General features: G+C 71.7%; 13 protein-coding genes and 1 tRNA gene. 6 read left to right on the top strand and 8 right to left on the bottom strand.

Annotated features, from left to right (window positions below):
* Positions 1 to 11 precede the first annotated feature (11 nt).
* From JRG78_RS07385 to JRG78_RS07370, 4 genes are all read right to left on the bottom strand, one after another.
* On the bottom strand, positions 12 to 485 hold the full coding sequence (locus JRG78_RS07385; protein ID WP_259606084.1) for a zinc-binding dehydrogenase: 474 nt from the start codon (positions 483 to 485) through the stop codon (positions 12 to 14).
* 12 nt (positions 486 to 497) lie between these two features.
* The gene (locus JRG78_RS07380; RefSeq protein WP_259606083.1) at positions 498 to 1700 is read right to left on the bottom strand and encodes a GTP pyrophosphokinase; all 1203 of its coding nucleotides are present in this window, start codon (positions 1698 to 1700) and stop codon (positions 498 to 500) included.
* Positions 1701 to 1826: 126 nt separating this feature from the next.
* Positions 1827 to 2888, bottom strand: coding sequence for a hypothetical protein (locus JRG78_RS07375; RefSeq protein ID WP_259606082.1), 1062 nt, complete (start codon positions 2886 to 2888; stop codon positions 1827 to 1829).
* Between the two features lie 705 nt (positions 2889 to 3593).
* Positions 3594 to 3669: transfer RNA gene (locus tag JRG78_RS07370), tRNA-Ala, on the bottom strand.
* 84 nt (positions 3670 to 3753) lie between these two features.
* On the opposite strand from JRG78_RS07370, the gene JRG78_RS07365 reads away from it, so the two are divergent.
* Positions 3754 to 4887, top strand: coding sequence for an NAD(P)-binding domain-containing protein (locus tag JRG78_RS07365; RefSeq protein WP_272653256.1), 1134 nt, complete (start codon positions 3754 to 3756; stop codon positions 4885 to 4887).
* A 144-nt stretch (positions 4888 to 5031) separates the two neighbouring features.
* On the opposite strand, the gene JRG78_RS07360 is transcribed toward JRG78_RS07365, so the two are convergent.
* Positions 5032 to 5811: a uracil-DNA glycosylase gene (locus tag JRG78_RS07360; protein ID WP_259608160.1), complete on the bottom strand. Its 780-nt coding sequence runs from the start codon at positions 5809 to 5811 to the stop codon at positions 5032 to 5034.
* Positions 5812 to 5898: 87 nt separating this feature from the next.
* Here JRG78_RS07360 and JRG78_RS07355 point away from each other — a divergent pair, with 87 nt between their 5' ends.
* Positions 5899 to 7059 carry a glycoside hydrolase family 3 N-terminal domain-containing protein gene (locus JRG78_RS07355; RefSeq protein ID WP_259606080.1) on the top strand — a complete coding sequence of 387 codons (1161 nt, stop codon included), beginning with the start codon at positions 5899 to 5901 and terminating at the stop codon, positions 7057 to 7059.
* 83 nt (positions 7060 to 7142) lie between these two features.
* Here JRG78_RS07355 and JRG78_RS07350 read toward each other — a convergent pair whose 3' ends face one another.
* From JRG78_RS07350 to JRG78_RS07340, 3 genes are read right to left on the bottom strand one after another with little or no spacing between them, the layout of a single operon-like run.
* Positions 7143 to 8009 carry a 3-methyladenine DNA glycosylase gene (locus tag JRG78_RS07350; RefSeq protein WP_259606079.1) on the bottom strand — a complete coding sequence of 289 codons (867 nt, stop codon included), beginning with the start codon at positions 8007 to 8009 and terminating at the stop codon, positions 7143 to 7145.
* 41 nt (positions 8010 to 8050) lie between these two features.
* On the bottom strand, positions 8051 to 9079 hold the full coding sequence (locus JRG78_RS07345; RefSeq protein ID WP_259606078.1) for an App1 family protein: 1029 nt from the start codon (positions 9077 to 9079) through the stop codon (positions 8051 to 8053).
* 50 nt (positions 9080 to 9129) lie between these two features.
* The gene (locus tag JRG78_RS07340) at positions 9130 to 9792 is read right to left on the bottom strand and encodes a DedA family protein (RefSeq protein WP_259606077.1); all 663 of its coding nucleotides are present in this window, start codon (positions 9790 to 9792) and stop codon (positions 9130 to 9132) included.
* A gap of 42 nt (positions 9793 to 9834) precedes the next feature.
* Between JRG78_RS07340 and pabB the strand changes: the two genes are divergently transcribed.
* From pabB to JRG78_RS07320, 4 genes are all read left to right on the top strand, one after another.
* On the top strand, positions 9835 to 11184 hold the full coding sequence (gene pabB, locus JRG78_RS07335) for an aminodeoxychorismate synthase component I (protein ID WP_259606076.1): 1350 nt from the start codon (positions 9835 to 9837) through the stop codon (positions 11182 to 11184).
* A gap of 99 nt (positions 11185 to 11283) precedes the next feature.
* The gene (leuS, locus tag JRG78_RS07330; RefSeq protein WP_259606075.1) at positions 11284 to 13860 is read left to right on the top strand and encodes a leucine--tRNA ligase; all 2577 of its coding nucleotides are present in this window, start codon (positions 11284 to 11286) and stop codon (positions 13858 to 13860) included.
* Between the two features lie 126 nt (positions 13861 to 13986).
* The gene (locus tag JRG78_RS07325) at positions 13987 to 14658 is read left to right on the top strand and encodes a ComEA family DNA-binding protein (RefSeq protein ID WP_259606074.1); all 672 of its coding nucleotides are present in this window, start codon (positions 13987 to 13989) and stop codon (positions 14656 to 14658) included.
* Entirely contained in the window at positions 14655 to 17009 is a 2355-nt protein-coding gene (locus JRG78_RS07320; protein WP_259606073.1) for a ComEC/Rec2 family competence protein, read from the top strand. The genes JRG78_RS07325 and JRG78_RS07320 overlap by 4 nt, the downstream gene beginning before the upstream one ends.
* Positions 17010 to 17190 lie beyond the last annotated feature (181 nt).

Raw genomic sequence — 17190 nt, 5'->3', positions numbered from 1 at the left:
ACCCGCTGCGCTCAGTACTCGATGACGCTGCGGATGCCCTGGCCCTGCCGCATCCGTGCGAAGGCGTCGTTGACGTCGTCGAGCGCGATGCGATCGGTGACCATGGAGTCCAGGTCGATCCGGCCCTCCATGTATAGGTCGATGATCTTCGGGAAATCGATCGACATGCGGGTGGACCCGTCGTTGCAGCCGATCAGCTTCTTCTCCTGATCGCTCATCACGAAGGGATCGATCGAGATCTTCACGCCGTCGGCGACCTGGCCGACGACGACCGCGGTGCCCCCGCGGCGGATCGCCTCGAAGCACGCCTCGATGGTGAACGGCAGGCCGATCGCCTCGAACGCGTAGTCCACACCGCGGCCGTCGGTGAGGTCGCGCACCGCCTCGACGAGATCGACGTCGTGACTGTAGCGGCGAACGGCGCGCAGACAACAGCCCGCAGAGAACGCCGAGCCCCAGAGAACAGGACGTAGCGCAACCCGCAAGACAGGTCGTGACTACGTCAGTTCGATCGACCGAAAGTCGCCAGCCCGTGTCGAGCCAGCAGGCGCCGCCTGCGCACGATAGCGGTCCCGCACGGTTGGGGCCGGAACATCTGGGTTCCGCACGAGATATCTCGCTACGCTCCTGAACTCCTCGAGCCGACCGTCGGGAATCGATATCTGGCCATGGGGCCTCTTCGGATCGAGGTCGTTCACCCCAAGTGCGACCGCCAGAGCAGTCCAGTACAGACCGATTCCCGGATACCCAATCGGCGCGTGCTGCGGCTCGAAGTCTATAAACACCACCCCGCGCGACGTATCCGCGCACGCTATGGCGAGCCGGCGTCCCAGCTCACCATAGCTTTCCACTGCGTGCTGATACTGCCAGAATGTCGTCCACCCCGCGAGACTTGCCGCTCTCTCAACTTCGCGCACCGACTTGAGCACATGACCGTGTTTCAGATCAAGCGCGATCCTGATGTCGCGATCAAGGTCAATCGACGCCCGACTTGCCCGTGTAAACCGCTCGGCATCCGATCCCTTGATGTCCGCAGCGCGAGAGGTCGTGCGGGTCTCTTCGCGCGAATGGAGTATCGACCTGATGTCGTCCAAATTGGTATCCGCCTGCTCCAGCAGTGCGGCCGTCAGCGCGAATCGTCGGTGGACGTCTGCGGTTATATCGACCGGACCCGGCTTATAGCGGATGTCGTGTTCAACTTCTGCGAAGCCGTGCTCAAGGAGCGTCCTGATCTGGACCTCCACCTTGTCACCTGAGTTGACCGATACCTGCCACATTGGGTCCGGATACGCGTCCCAGCCGCCCTTCTTGGTCCGGCCGATGAACTGAATGCTGCGATACCCAAACTCGCTGTCCTGCAAGAGATCGGCCTTGTCTACGTAAGACCCCTGCTCGAGGATCAGCATCTTCCGGACAACCTCCTCCGCCACCACGAGATCAGATCGGAAGAATACGAGAATGCGAACGCCCACGACGTCTTCGACCTCGCGAGTCGGATTCTTACGTACCTTCTGCTCAAAGCTGGCGCGGGACTTGACGCGTGCTTCGACGCGGAAGTGATTGAGCCCTGCGGCATGGAGCCGCTTCTCGACGGCGGGCTTCATTTCCTCGACGAGTGCTTTTCGGCGGGCGAGATTCGCGTCGTAATAGTCCAGGCGGTGGGTAGTCAGTAATTCGAGGTCACCATGGGTCGAGTTCACACTGACAACGTAGCGGCGATTCGAGGCTGCTGCGGGAACTGGTGACAGTCCGGTGAGGCCATGAGCGCCAGCAAGCCGCCGCGTTCACCGCGGCCGTGCTTCCGTCGGCCCGCCGCATTTGACGGGTCATTCGGTCGGCTTGACCAGGACTGTGGACGTGGGGTCCACGTCTTCTGCTGAGGCGAGCGTAGGAAGTTCCGCACCGTCGAGTCCGGCCATCTCCAAGGCGACTTGCCCGGCGAGGTGTGCTGAGGAGACGGACTGGCCGTTCGCGATCGAGGCATAGAACTGGGTTGCGTAGTTGATCGCGTCGCCGTCGGCGATGCTGTCCGCCATGCCGATCGCGAACGGCACCACATCGGCAACGAGCTGGTCGATCTGCGCGGCAGACCTGCAGGCGTTGAGCAGCACTAGCAACGGCGGCTCATCGGTCGCAGCGATCGCACGGGAGAAAGCGCGCGCGGTTACCGGGTGCCCCCGATGGGGGTTGTCGTTCTCGTACTCGAAGATGATCAGGTCTTCGTTGCTGTGCCCTGAGAAGTGCAGGATGTGCGGCCGGAACTTCGTGATGCCGTCCAGCAGATCGGCGGCGGTTGCGGCGGGGCGCACGTCGAGTTCGATCAGATCGCGGTGCAGGGCAGACTCGACGGCGGCCCGGATGCGCTTCTGCTCTCGCCCGACTCGCAGATCACCCTCCGAGGATGCGCCTAATAGCAGCACGCGCAGTTTCTCCGGTTTCGGGGCGCGCAGCTCTCGGAGAGCTTCACCGAGAGCGCGCTCGGTGCGGATCAGCTGGGCATTAGTCTGCGCCCTCTCAGTCGCGGCACGGCGATCCGCAGCAGCCTGCTCTCTTTGGCGCTTTCGTTCGGCCGCGTCAGCCTCGGACCGCTCAGCTTTGGCCAGTTTGGTCTGGAGGTTAGCTTCCTGCTTCGCATACCCCGCGGCCTTGGTCTGCCACCGATTCGCCTCGGCACCTGCAGTGGCTGCTTCCTTGTCTCGCTGGGCGGCGCGGTTCAGCTTCGACTTTCTCGTCGCTTCGCTCTTCGTACTCGCCGCCTCGCGCCGCGCCCGATCGGCCTCACTGCGCTTCTTCGACTCCTTGCTCCGGTAGTCGCCGGCCTTCTTCTCGGCATCTACGCGCTGCTTCCGCTTGCGCTGCAATTCACCGCGGTACTGCGCCGACCCCACCCTTGCCTCCCGATCTGCTGCTCTACCTGGTTGAAGAGCACCGTATCCGAGGCCACTGACACGGATAGCGTCCGCGGCGCACAGGGTCGCTACCGCGGCGAGCGAGAGACCCCATAATGCCCAAGTGACCCAGCACGTCGAGGATGCGGACGTGCCGTATCGGGTGATTAGCGACCTGATCGCAACCACCCGAGATCGCGGCCAGGTGCGGAGCTCGCCCGCCCCCACTAGTCGTACTCAGCCCAGGCCGCGACGGATGCCGACGACCGGCAGGGGGCAACCGGCTCATGTTCCAGGCATCCGCGACCCTGCACGAGGACGCCGCCCTGGTGCTGGAGATGCTCGACAGGCACGGCCGGGATACGCGTACCACGCGCGCTGGGTTCTCGGCGAAGCGAAGGTGAGCGATGCCCTGGAAACGGCTGCGGCCTGGACCCACGGTACGAGTCGCAGCAGATCGCGCTGCCAACGACGGCGACTGCGCCATCACCAGCCGGCTTCCGGCTACGTCGGTCTCGCCGGATGCATCACCATTACCCCGATGACCAAACTGACGGGGAACGCGACGGCGGCAGCGGTCGTTGCCGAGACGCAACTCTCGTGCCGAACGAGCCCATCGCAACGATCCTGGCGACGAGCGCCAGGCAGCACAACGAAAGAACCTTGCACCACGATAAGCGGCGCAAGGTTCGAACGTTTCCGATTTGGTGGACCTGAGGGGACTCGAACCCCTGACCCCCTGCATGCCATGCAGGTGCGCTACCAGCTGCGCCACAGGCCCAGATGCTGCTCCGTAGAAGCCCGGAGCAACCCGTTCAGAATACAACAGCATCCCGCGCGAACGCCAATCGAGGCGGGGACGGGCGTGCGTCCCGGGCGTGTCCGGAACAACGGCGGCGCCGCGGGCGTTGGGACGGTCGTGGACATCCTCGAGAGCGTGGTGATCGGCGCCGGCCAGGCCGGGCTCTCCGCGTCGTACCACCTGCGGCGCCTCGGCATCCGTCATCTCGTGCTCGATGCCGACGAGCGGCCGGGCGGGGCGTGGCAGCACCGCTGGGACGCCCTCACGATGGTCGACGTGCACGGCGTCGCCGAACTGCCCGGTTCGCAGCCCCCGCCTCGGACCGCCGCCCGGGCGAACCGCGTCGTGCCGGCGTATTTCGGCTCCTACGAACGCGAGCACGCGCTGCCGGTGCTCCGCCCGGTGTCGGTCCACACGGTCACCGACGAGGACGGCATCCTCGTCGTGCACGCCGCGCAGGGGGAGTGGCGCACGCGCACGCTCGTGAACGCCACCGGCACCTGGACGCGTCCGTTTCTGCCGCACCATCCCGGCCGGGAGAGCTTCCTCGGCGAGCAGCTGCACACCGTCGACTACCCCGGGCCGGACCACTTCCGCGGGAAGCGGGTGCTGGTCGTGGGCGGTGGAGCGTCTGCCGTGCAGTTCCTCGGCGCCCTGGCGCCGATCACGGACACCCTGTGGGTGACCCGGCGGGAGCCGGTCTGGCGCGACGACGAGTTCACCCCGGAGGCGGGCGCCGCGGCCGTCGCCCTCGTGGAGCAGCGGGTGGCGCAGGGCCTGCCTCCGCAGAGCGTGGTGAGCGTGACCGGCCTGATGCTGCGCCCGCAGGAGCAGGAGGCCGCGCGGCTGGGCGCCTACGCGGCGCGCCGGCCGATGTTCGAGCGGATCGAGCCGGACGGCGTGCGGTGGGCGGACGGGACGTTCGAGCGGGTCGACGTGATCCTCTGGGCGACCGGGTTCCGGCCGGCCATCGCGCACCTCGCTCCGCTGCGGCTGCGCAGCGCCTCGGGCGGCATCCGCCTGGATCGCGGCGGACGCGGCACCACCGCCGTCGCAGACCCGCGGGTGCAGCTGGTCGGATACGGGCCCTCGGCGAGCACGATCGGCGCCAACCGCGCGGGGCGGACAGCGGCGACCGGCGTCCGGCGGTACCTGCAGGAGGTGCGGCCCGCGGACGGGCTCCGGCTGGCGTCGTAGCGGATGCGGCGGGCGGACCCTTCGACAGGCTCAGGGTCCGCTGACAGGCTCGGGGTCCGCTGACAGGCTCAGGGTCCGCTGACAGGCTCAGGACCCTTCGACGGGCTCAGGGTCCGGCGACGGGCTCAGGGTCCGGCGACGGGCTCAGGGTCCGACGGCGGCGGCGGACTTCGCCTGGATGAGAACCTCCTCGAGCATGGCCGGAGTGAGCCGGCCGGTGAAGGTGTTCTGCTGGCTGACGTGGAAGCATCCGAGCACTTCCAGCGCCCGGCCGTCGGGATGCGCGAGCCGCACCCGGGCGCCGTGACCGAACCGCGGGCGCGGGCGGGGCACCAGCCACCCGGCATCCGTCAGCGTGGCCAGCAGCGCCTGCCAGCCGAACCCGCCCAGCACCACGACCACGCGCAGGGTGCCGGCCAGCAGCTCCAACTCCCTCGCGAGGAACGGCGCGCACGTGCGGCGCTCCTGCGGGGTCGGCTTGTTCTCGGGCGGGGCGCACCGCACCGGCGCGCTGATCCGCGTGCCGAACAGCTCCAGCCCGTCGTCGCGCGACGCGGCGACCGGCTGCGAGGCGAGCCCCACGGCGTACATCGCCGCGTACAGCACGTCCCCGCTGCGGTCGCCGGTGAACATGCGCCCGGTCCGGTTCGCGCCGTGCGCCGCCGGGGCCAGGCCGACGATCAGGATCGACGCGGCGTGCGGCCCGAACCCGGGCACCGGACGCCCCCAGTAGTCCTGGTCGCGGAACGCGGCGCGCTTCGTGCGCGCCACCTCCTCCCGCCAGGCGACCAGGCGCGGGCAGGCGCGGCAGGTGGTGACCAGCGCATCCAGAGCGGTGAGGTCGCTCGCGGCCGCGGCATCCTGCGGCGCCTGCTCGGGCGGATGCCGGCGGATGCCCGGAGGCGGAGGATCGTCGCATGCCATCACCGTCATGTCAGCACGCTCGTGCCGGCCGCGCAACGGCGTCGCGGCATCCGGCGGCGCTTCAGGCGGCCGCCGTAGGCTGAGGCCATGTCCGCGATCCGAAGCCTCCTCGCCGTGCTCGCCGCGGCGGCGGTGCTCGCGGCATCCGGATGCTCCGCGCCGCAGGCCTCGCCGCAGCCGCATCCGTCCACGCCGTCCCCCACGCGCACCCCGTCGCCGACGCCCACGCCCGACCCCGCCGCCGCCCTCGTCGCCGAGATGACCACCGCGCAGCGCGCCGCCACCGTGGTGATGGGGCACATCCCGACCACCGACACCGCCGCGCTCCGGCAGTACATGTCCTCCGGCCTGGGCGGATTCATCCTGATGGGCGCGAACATCCCGCCGACCCCCGAGGAGCTGCGCACCGTCACCGCCGCCCTCGTCACCGACCCGCGGCTGCCGCCGCTGATCGCGATCGACCAGGAGGGCGGCGACGTGTCGCGCCTGCCCTGGGACGACCTGCCCGCCGCGGACACCCTCAAGGACCGTCCGTCCGGCGACGCCCGCGCCGCCTTCGCGGCCCGCGGCGCCCTCGTCGCCGACGCGGGTGCCAACGTGAACTTCGGGATCGTCGCCGACGTGCCCGCCGCCCCGTCGTCCTTCATCCACCGCCGCGCCCTCGGCGCCGACCCGGCCGGCGCCGCCGAACGCGTCGCCGCAGCGGTCGAGGGGGAGCGGGCCGCGGTCGCCTCGACCCTCAAGCACTTCCCGGGGCACGGCGCCGCGCCGGGGGACTCCCACCATGGCATCCCGTCCACGACGCGGACGCTGGAGGAGTGGCGTGCGACCGACGCCGTCCCGTTCGCCGCGGGCATCGACGCCGGCGCTCCGCTGCTCATGTTCGGGCACCTGGCCTACACGTCGGTCGACCCCGCGCCCGCCTCGCTGTCGCCGCGCTGGTACGCCATCGCCCGCAGCGAGCTGGGCTTCGACGGGGTCGCCGTCACCGACGACCTCGGGATGCTCGGCGACTCCGGCGTCGACGCGTACGCCGACCCGGTGCAGAACGCGGTCGCGGCGCTGGCCGCCGGAGCAGACATGGTGCTGATGATCGCCGGATCCACGCCCGACACCGCACCGCGGATCGTCTCCGGCATCGTGCAGGCGGTCGGCGACGGACGCCTGCCGGCCGCGCGTCTGCAGGAGGCCGCCGAACGGGTGGTGCGGCTGCGGCTGCAGCTCGCGGCGGACATAACCGGCGGGTGAGCCGCGCGCATCGCCGCACGCGCCGCCGCCGCGACGCCCTCGCCCGGCGCGCCCTGGTCAGAGGCCCTCGTCAGGTGATCTCGTCAGGCGCCCTCGTCCTCGCCGAGCCACGCGCGCAGCATCCGCTCGCGCAGGGCGTTGCCCCGCTCGGCGAACGCCCGCTGCCGGCGGACGTACTCCGCCTTGCCCTCGGCCGTCTCGATCCGCACCGGCCGGATGCCCCACGCGGCGAGGTCGTACGGCGCCGCCTCCATGTCCAGCAGACGGATGTCGCGGGCCAGCTCGAACGCGTCCAGCAGCAGCTCGCCGGGCACCAGCGGCCCCAGCTTCATCGCCCACTTGTAGACGTCCATGCCGGCGTGCAGGCATCCGGGCTGCTCGAGCGCGGGCTGCTCCTCGCGGGTGAGCGGCCGGCGGTTGCGGGCGACGGCATCCGGTGTGAAGAAGCGGAAGGCGTCGAAGTGCGTGCAGCGCAGCTCGTGCGACTCCACCACCGCGTCCGTGCCGGCCTGCCCCAGGCGCAGCGGAACCGGATGCCGGTGCTCCTCGGCCCGGTACACCATCGCCCACTCGTGCAGCCCGAAGCAGCCGAACTGGCCGGGGCGCGCGGCCGTGCGGCGCAGCATCCGCTCGATCAGGCGCGCCAGCTCGGGCTTCTCCGCCGCGAAGGCGCCGGCATCCGGCACCGCGTCCACCTCCGACGGACCGGGGGAGTACCAGCGCCAGGAGCGGCGCTCCGCCGCGCCTTCGAGCACGACACCGGCACCCGGATGCCAGCGGCGCAGCCGTGCCGGCTTGTACGAGTAGTAGGTGAACAGGAAGTCCCAGACGGGGTGCTTCTCGCCCCGCGCCGTCCGCTCGCGGTGCCCGGCGGTCAGTGCATCCGCCCGCTCCTCGTGGGCGCGGGCACGCGCACGCCACTCGGCGCGGGAGAGGACGGATGCGGGCACCAGACGAGGATACGTGTCGGCGACGCGGGCCGAGAATCAGTTCAGCGAGCGTCGATGAGCCCGGCGGCGCTCAGCTGCTCGCGCAGTCCGGCGCCGTCCTCCGCGCTCACCCACGGCACGCCTTCGCCGGAGTGGTCCTCCACCTCGGTGCGGCCGCCGGCGAGCACCGCCTCGGCGGGGAGCAGCCGGCGGATTGCGACGCCGGCAACGGAACCCGGATGCTCGCGCTGGAACTCCGAGTAGATCGCCTCGTCATGCTGACCGTCGTCGCCGATGAGCAGCCAGCGGATGCCGGGGAACTCGTCGGCCAGGCGACGCAGGTTGCGGGCCTTGTGCTCGCGGCCGCTGCGGAACCAGCGGTCGTGCGTCGGGCCCCAGTCGGTGAGCAGCATCGCCCCGGCGGGGAACAGGTGGCGGCTGAGGAAGCGGCGCAGGGTGGGGGCGATGTTCCAGGCGCCGGTGGACAGGTAGATCATCGGAGCACCGGGGTGACTGCGCATGATCTGCTCCAGCAGCACCGACATGCCGGGCACCGGGATGCGGGCGTGCTCGTCGACGACGAAGGAGTTCCAGGCGGCGATGAACGGTCGGGGGAGCGCGGTGACCATGACGGTGTCGTCCACATCGCAGACGACGCCGAAGCGGATGTCGTCGGCGACGACGAAGACGCTCGCCTCGACCGGCTCCTGCCCCTCCACCGACATCGTGAAGGTCTGCCAGCCCGGCTCCAGGTGCGTCTCGATCCGGGCGTCGATCACGCCGCCGCGGTCGGCGACCACGTCGTGGCTGCGCCCGCCGATCTCGATGCGCACGGCGGCGAAGCTGACCGGGATGCCGGCGAAGCTGCGCCATCCGCGGACGCTGGCCAGCTCGCCGTCCGCGTTCTTCCGCGGCGGCGGGACGATCAGCACCCGGCCGACGACCCGCACCCAGCCGGTGCCGCCGTACCCGGGGAACGGAACGACGGTCGCCGAACGGCCGCGCCGGCGAGCGCGCCGCTCGCGCCAGACGTGGATGCGGTGCTCGAGTCGGGCGAACCAGTGGATCTTGGCCGCTGAGGCTGGGGACATCGCTCCCAGTCTTTCACGCCTGCGCCGGTCGCGCCTCTGCGGCCGGACGGTCACGCCTCCGCGGCGGGGTCGTCCGCGGTGGACATGTGCCGCTCTTCGCGATGCGCGATGACCTTCTTCGCGATCACCGCGACGAGGAGGAACAGCAGGATCGCACCGACGAACAGGTACCCGGCGTAGTGCACGGTCTGGGAGAGCTCCTTGTAACCGCCGGCGACGGCGGAGCCGATCCCGACATAGGCGCAGGCCCACAGCACGCAGGCCGGCACGGTCCAGGCGAGGAACCGCCGGTAGCCGAAGCCGCTCATCCCGACGGTCAGCGGCACGAGCGAGTGCAGCACCGGCAGGAAGCGGGACAGGAAGATCGCGATGCCGCCGCGGCGGCGGAGATACAGCTCCGAGCGCTGCCAGTGCCGTTCGCCGATCCGCCGGCCGAGCCACGAGTGCCGGATGTGCGGTCCGATCCAGCGCCCCAGCCAGAACCCGATCGACTCGCCGATGAGCGCGCCGACGATCACCGTGATCCCGAGCAGGACGCCCTCCGGCAGCGAGCCCACCCCGATCGAGGCGACGAGCACGACAGTGTCGCCGGGGACGAGCAGACCGATCAGCACACTGGTCTCGAGCATGATCGCGAGACCCGCGAGCAGCGTGCGCAGGAGGGGATCGACCGACTGCACGACCTCGATGGCCCACAGCACGACGTCATTCACACCATGAGCGTACGACGCCTGTCCGGCCTCTACTCTGTGAACGTGCCCGCTCCTTCGACGCTCTCCGCGCGCCCGATCCACGGCTGGGGCGACCCCGAGAACCTGTTCGTCGCCCTGTGCGCCGGGGAGTCCGCCGCGTTCTGGCTGGACGCCGGGTCGGATGCCGCGCGGGGATGGAGCATCCTCGGCAGCGGCGTGGCGGAATCCGACGCCGACGTCGTGCGGGAGACCGTGCTCGCCGCGCCCGGTCGCGACGGAGACGCGGATGCCGATGCCGGGGCGCCCTTGCCCGCCGCCGTCCCGTTCCGCGGCGGCTGGGTGGGCTGGCTCGACTACGAGGACGGGGCGGCCCGCGCCGGCGCGCCGACAGCGCCGGGCCTGCGCGTCCCCTCGTGGATCGCCGTGCACCGCGCCGTCGCGATCGACCACGAACGCCGCGCCGTGTGGGCGCTCGCCGAGGCGGGGGAGCTCGACGCCTGGAGCGCCGCCGTCGAGCGTGCGCTCGACGCGGTCGTCCCGCCGCCGCCGGCCGCGCCCCCGGCATCCGCATCCGCCCGCCATACGGTGCCGGAGTACGTCGCGCTGGTCGAGCGCTGCCGCGAGGCGATCCGCTGCGGCGACGCCTACCAGCTGTGCCTCACGACCCGCTTCACGGTCGCGGATGCCGGCGACCCGATCCACGCGTACCGGCGGCTGCGCCGCGCCACGCCCTCGCACCACGGCGGGTTCCTGCGGATCGGGGATCGCTGTCTCGCCAGCGCGAGCCCCGAGCAGTTCCTCGAGGTCGCCGGCGGCGTGGTGCGCACCAGCCCGATCAAGGGCACGCGCCCGCGCGGCGCGACCCCGGCGGAGGACGACGATCTGGCACGCGAGCTGCGGGCGAGTGAGAAGGAGCGCGCGGAGAACGTCATGATCGTCGACCTGATGCGCAACGACCTGTCGCACATCGGGCAGCCCGGATCCGTGCGCGTCGAGCGCCTGTGGGAGGTCGAGTCGTACCCGGCGGTGCATCAGCTGGTCAGCACGGTGAGCGCGCGGCTGCGCCCCGGGGTCACCTTCGGGGAGCTGTGCGACGCCGCCTTCCCGGCGGGCAGCATGACCGGCGCGCCGAAGCTGTCGGCGATGACGATCCTGCACGAACTGGAGCGGGGACCGCGCGGGGTGTACTCGGGCTGCTTCGGGCACGTCGGCCTGGACGGCACGGCCGACCTCGCGATGGTGATCCGTTCGATCGTCTTCGAGGGCGACGAGGCGTACGTCGGAGCCGGGGGCGGCATCACGTGGCTGTCGGATGCCGCGGCCGAGGCGGCCGAGGTCGCCACGAAGGCGCGCGCCCCGCTCGCCGCCCTCGGCGCCACCCTCCCACCCGATTGGGCCCCGCCCGGTCGTTGAGCGCCCTTCGACAGGCAGACGAAACGCCCGACACCGGGACGCGATACCCTGGAATCTCCCGTCTCACCGGGCTGTCCGCATCCGTAGATTGGCCGTTCCTTGTCCGAGCATCCGTCCGCATCCACCGTCGAAACCGCCGCGTCCCTGTCCCCGCACGCCCTCCAGGAGAAGTGGCAGCGGTACTGGGCCGAGAACGACACGTTCCGGGCCGGCGGCGCGGACGACACGCGCCCGCGCAAGTACGTGCTGGCGATGTTCCCGTACCCCTCGGGCGACCTGCACATGGGGCACGCCGAGAACTACCTGTACTCGGACATCGTGGCCCGGTTCTGGCGGCACCGCGGGCACAACGTGCTCAACCCGATCGGCTGGGACTCGTTCGGCCTGCCCGCCGAGAACGCGGCGATCCGCCGCGGCGCGGACCCGCGGGAGTGGACGTACCAGAACATCGACCAGCAGAAGGCCGGATTCCTCGCCTACGGAGTCTCCTTCGACTGGAGCCGGGTGCTGCACACCTCCGACCCGGAGTACTACCGCTGGAACCAGTGGCTGTTCCTGAAGATGTACGAGCGGGGTCTGGCGTACCGCAAGAAGAGCCCGGTGAACTGGTGCCCCAACGACCAGACCGTGCTGGCCAACGAGCAGGTCGTCGACGGCCGGTGCGAGCGCTGCGGCGCCGAGGTCGTGAAGAAGAAGCTGACCCAGTGGTACTTCAAGATCACCGAGTACGCCGACCGGCTGCTGGACGACCTGAACCAGCTGGAGGGCTTCTGGCCGTCGAAAGTGCTGCAGATGCAGCGCAACTGGATCGGCCGTTCCACGGGTGCGGACGTCGACTTCCGCATCGAGGGCCGTGAGGAGCCGGTGACCGTGTTCACCACGCGCCCGGACACGCTGCACGGCGCCACCTTCTTCGTCGTCGCGCCGGACTCCGACCTGGCCGCCGAGCTGGCCGCGGACGCCTCGCCGGAGGTGCGCGAGCGCTTCGAGGACTACCTGGCGCAGGTGCAGAAGGAGACCGAGATCGACCGGCAGTCCACCGACCGGCCGAAGACGGGCGTGTTCCTGGAGCGCTACGCGATCAACCCGGTGAACGGGGAGCGGCTGCCGATCTGGGCCGCCGACTACGTGCTGGCCGACTACGGTCACGGCGCGGTGATGGCCGTCCCCGCGCACGACCAGCGCGACCTCGACTTCGCCCGCGCGTTCGACCTGCCGGTCAAGGTCGTCGTCGACACCACCGCGCCGATCACCGGCGCGATCCCGGTGATCGAGACGGACGAGGACGGCGTGCCGATCGAGACCGAGAACCTGGACGACCTGCACCCCGCGCGCACCGGCGTCGCGCTCACCGGCGAGGGCCGGATGATCAACTCCGGCGACCTGGACGGGCTGTCCAAGCGCAACGCCATCGCCCGCCAGATCGAGAAGCTGGAGCAGGCCGGGCTGGGCCGTGCCGCGAAGAACTACCGCCTGCGCGACTGGCTGATCTCGCGTCAGCGGTTCTGGGGCACGCCGATCCCGATGCTGCACCGTCAGGACGGCGAGGTCGTCCCGGTGCCGGAGGACCAGCTGCCGGTCCGGCTGCCGAGCGTCGAGGGCCTGGACCTGTCGCCGAAGGGCACCTCGCCCCTGGGCGCCGCGGAATCGTGGGTCCGCACGATCGACCCCGCCACCGGCGAGCCGGCGCTGCGCGACCCGGACACGATGGACACCTTCGTGGACAGCTCCTGGTACTTCCTGCGCTTCCTGTCGCCGAACAGCGAGGAGTTCGCGTTCGACCCCGAGGAGGCGCGGCGCTGGGCCCCGGTCGACTCGTACATCGGCGGCGTGGAGCACGCCATCCTGCACCTGCTGTACGCGCGGTTCATCACCAAGGTGCTGTTCGACATGGGCCTGGTGGACTTCACCGAGCCGTTCTCGAGCCTGATCAACCAGGGCATGGTGATCCTGAACGGCGCGAAGATGTCGAAGTCGAAGGGCAACCTGGTGCTGTTCCAGCAGGAGCTGGACGCGTACGGCGCCGACGCGCTGCGGGTGGGCCTGGCCTTCGCCGGTCCGGTGGAGGACGACAAGGACTGGGCCGACGTGTCGATGACCGGTGCGCAGAAGTTCCTCTCCCGCGCGCTGCGCGTCGCGGAGGAGGTCTCCAGCCCGGTCGACGTGGTCTTCTCGCGCGGTGACGCGGGCCTGCGCCGGCTCACGCACCGTCTGCTGGCGGATGCCCCGGGCCTGGTCGAGCACACGAAGTTCAACGTGCTGGTGGCGCGCCTGATGGAGCTGGTGAACGCGATCCGGAAGACCATCGACAGCGGCGCCGGCGCGGGTGACCCCGCGGTGCGCGAGGCCGCCGAGACGGTCGCCGTGATGCTGGACCTGATCGCCCCGCACACCGCGGAGGAGATGTGGGAGAAGCTGGGCCACGAGCCGTCCGTCGCGCTCGTGCCGTGGCGCTCCGCCGACCCGGCGCTGCTCGTCGAGGACACTGTGACCTGCGCGGTGCAGGTGAACGGCAAGGTCCGCGCGACGCTGGAGGTGCCCGCGAAGGTCGGCGAGGGCGAGCTGGAATCGCTGGCCCGCGCCGACGAGAAGGTTCAGCGGGCGCTGGAGGGCAAGGAGATCGTGCGCGTCATCGTGCGCGCGCCGAAGATCGTGAACTTCGCGGTCAAGGGCTGACGCTCCCAGCTCCTCCCGCACGGTCACGCCCGGTTCATCCTGCACAATCCCGCCGCCACGGCGAGTTGTGAACAGGGCGCGGGTTCGCGCGGCCGAGCGCGTCGAACGCGTGCCTAGTGTGGCGTGGTGCCACCCTCGGATGCCCCCGCCGCAGAGCCGCCCCCGCGGTCGCGGCTGCGGCTGGGGGTCGGCGCGGCGGTCACGATCGGGCTCGTGGTGCTGTCCGCCGCGGTGGGCTGGGGCCTGCTGCGCGGGCAGGCCGCGCCGTCCGAGACCGTGCCGCTGGATGCCGCGGGGGCCGGTGCCTCCGCGGACCAGGGTGCGGAGATCCGCGGCGCCGAGATCTACGTGCACGTGCTCGGTGAGGTCGCCGCGCCCGGGCTGTACATCCTGGAGCCGGATGCCCGGCTCGTCGACGCTCTCGCCGCGGCCGGCGGCACCCTGGAGACCGCCGATCTGCGCGCGGTCAACCTGGCGCGGCCGCTGACCGACGGCGAGCAGGTCTTCGTGCCCGCGCAGGGAGCGGATGCCGCGGCCAGCGGTCCCGGCGCGGCACCGGGCGCGGGCGGGGGCACGCCGGGCGGTCCGGGCGCCGGTGCGACCGGCGGTCTGCTCGACCTGAACACCGCCGATGCGGCGGCGCTGGAGACCCTGCCGCGCATCGGCCCGGCCCTGGCGGCGCGGATCGTCTCCTGGCGCGAGGAGAACGGCCGGTTCACCTCGGTCGACGACCTGCTCGCCGTGCCCGGGATCGGCGAGAAGCTGCTCGACGGCATCCGGGATCTGGTGCGGGTATGAGCGCCGGCCGGGCGGAGACGGACGCGGGACGGAGGCGCCTGCTCGGCACCCAGGGCCTCGACCTGCGCAGCACCGTCCTCGCCGCCGCGGTGTGGGGCGTGGCGCTCGCCTGCGTGCTCGCTCCCGCGGCGGCGCCGCCCCTGGCAATCGGATGCGGTGCACTCGCGGCCGGCTGGGTGCTCGCCGCACCGTGGCGGCGCGGCCTGGTCGCCCTCGTGCTGCTCGGCTGCGCGGCGGCAGCCGTGTCGGTGACGCTGGCGCAGCCCGCCCGCGAGGCGGTGGCGCGGTTCGACGGCCGCGTGACCGAGATCACCGCGGTCGTGACGTCCTCGGCGTCCTTCGGCCGGGACGGGCGGGTGTGGTTCGATGCGCAGACGCTGCGGGCAGGACCGCCCGCGCGGGCGTCGCCGGTCAGCGCGCCGGTGCGCGTGGGCGTCGATCCGCAGCCGGGCATCGAGCTGGGCGCGACCGTGCGCGTCGTCGCGGAGACCGCCGCGGCCGATCCGGGGGAGCGGGCCGCGCTGATCCTCTTCGGCTCCGAGGCGCACGTCGTCCGCCCGGCATCCGGTGTCTTCGGGGTCGCGGCCGGCGTCCGCGCGGACTTCCTCGAGCGCGCAAGAGGCCTGCCGCCGCCCGGCGCCGCGCTCCTTCCCGGCCTCGCGGTCGGCGACACCCGGGCGGTCGGGGAGGAGCTGAACGCCGCGATGCGGGCATCCGGCCTCAGCCATCTCACGGCGGTGTCCGGGGCGAACTGCGCGATCGTCGTCGCGGCGGTGTTCTGGCTCGTCGCGCTGTGCGGCGGGGCGCGCTGGCTGCGGGTCGTGCTGGCGCTCGGGGCGCTCGGGGCGTTCATCGTGCTGGTCACCCCGGAGCCGAGCGTGGTGCGGGCGGGCGTGATGGCCGCGCTGGCGATGCTCAGCATCCTGCTGGGCCGTCCGAGCGCCGGGCTGGGGATGCTTTCGCTGGCCGTCACGGTCATCCTCGTCGCCGACCCGTGGCTCGCCGCCACGCCGGGTTTCGCGCTGTCGGCCGCCGCCACCGCGGCGCTGCTCCTCCTCGCGGGCCCGCTGATGGACGGTCTGCGGCGCTGGATGCCGGAGCCGCTCGCCCTGGCGCTCTCGGTGCCGGTGGCCGCGCAGCTGGTGTGCGGGCCGATCATCGCCCTGTTCTCCGAGGAGCAGTCGCTGGTCGGCGTCGCGGCCAACCTGCTCGCCGCACCCGCGGCTCCGGTCGCCACCGTCATCGGCCTGCTGGCATGCCTGGCCGGCGCCGTGCCCCCGATCGCGGACCTCCTCGCCGCGGCGGCGTGGCTTCCGGCATCCTGGATCGCGGCGACGGCGATCACCACCGCCGCACTCCCGGGCGCGACCTTCGCCGTGCCACCGGGCCCGGTGACGGCGCTGCTCGTCGCCGCCGTCAGCGCGGCCGTGTGCGGGGTGCTGCTGCGGCACGGCCTCGACCGGCTGCGGGCGGCGTCGGCGCTCGTGCTGGTCACGGTGCTCGCGCTCGGCGGGGCACGGATGCTGCTCACCGGGCCCCTGGCCGGGATGACCGCACCGGACGGCTGGAGCGTCGCAGCCTGCGACGTCGGCCAGGGCGACGCCCTGGTGATCCGCTCCGCCGACCGCGTCGCGCTCATCGACACCGGTCCGGCGCCGGAACCGCTCTCGGCCTGCCTGTCCGCGCTCGGCATCGCGCGGATCGACGTCTTGGTGCTCACCCACTTCGATCTCGACCACGCCGGCGGGGTGGACGCGGTCCGAGGGCGGGTCGGCGCGGTGCTGCACGGTCCGTTCGGCAGCGCCGACGACGAGCGGCTGATCGCCGGCCTCACCGCGGCCGGCGCGGTGGCGACCCACGGCGCCGCCGGGATGTCCGGCACCCTGGGCGAGGCGTCGTGGCGCGTGCTGTGGCCGGTGCGCGACTCGCGCGCCTTCCCGCCCGGGAACGACGCCAGCGTGGTGGTCGAGATCGGCGGGGGAGAGGTGCCGCGCACCCTGCTGCTCGGTGACCTCTCGGCGTCGCCGCAGCGGATGCTGCTGTCGAGCGGGCGCCTGCGAGGACCGTACGACATCGTCAAGGTCGCGCACCACGGCAGCGCGGACCAGGAGCCGGCTCTGTACCAGGAGGCGCGAGGGCGGGTGGCGCTGTTCAGCGCCGGCGCCGGCAACGACTACGGGCATCCGCGCGCCGAGGCGCTCGCGACCGCCGCCTCGCTCGGGTCCCGCGTCCTCCGCACCGACCTGCAGGGCCGGATCCTCCTCGCCCTCGAGGACGGGGCACTGGCGGTATGGGCGGAGCGGCAGGCGGAACAGCATCCGTCTCCCACACCCGTGCCCGGCGGCGGATGACCGCCTGATCGCCCGGCATCCGCGCTCGGATCGGGAAGCCCTTGACACGGGTGCACAGCCCGAGGAGACTCCACTCGAGGTTGCTCTGGGGGCTGACTTCACGGGGATCCGCGGATGTCATCGCGGGACGCCCGGAGACCAGGACGCAGGCACTCGGCCACATGTTCTCCTCGAGTCGAGG

It is taken from the genome of Microbacterium sp. EF45047 (genome assembly GCF_028472845.1).
Lineage (GTDB): Bacteria > Actinomycetota > Actinomycetes > Actinomycetales > Microbacteriaceae > Microbacterium > Microbacterium neungamense.
This window is presented reverse-complemented; position numbering and strand designations above follow the sequence as displayed.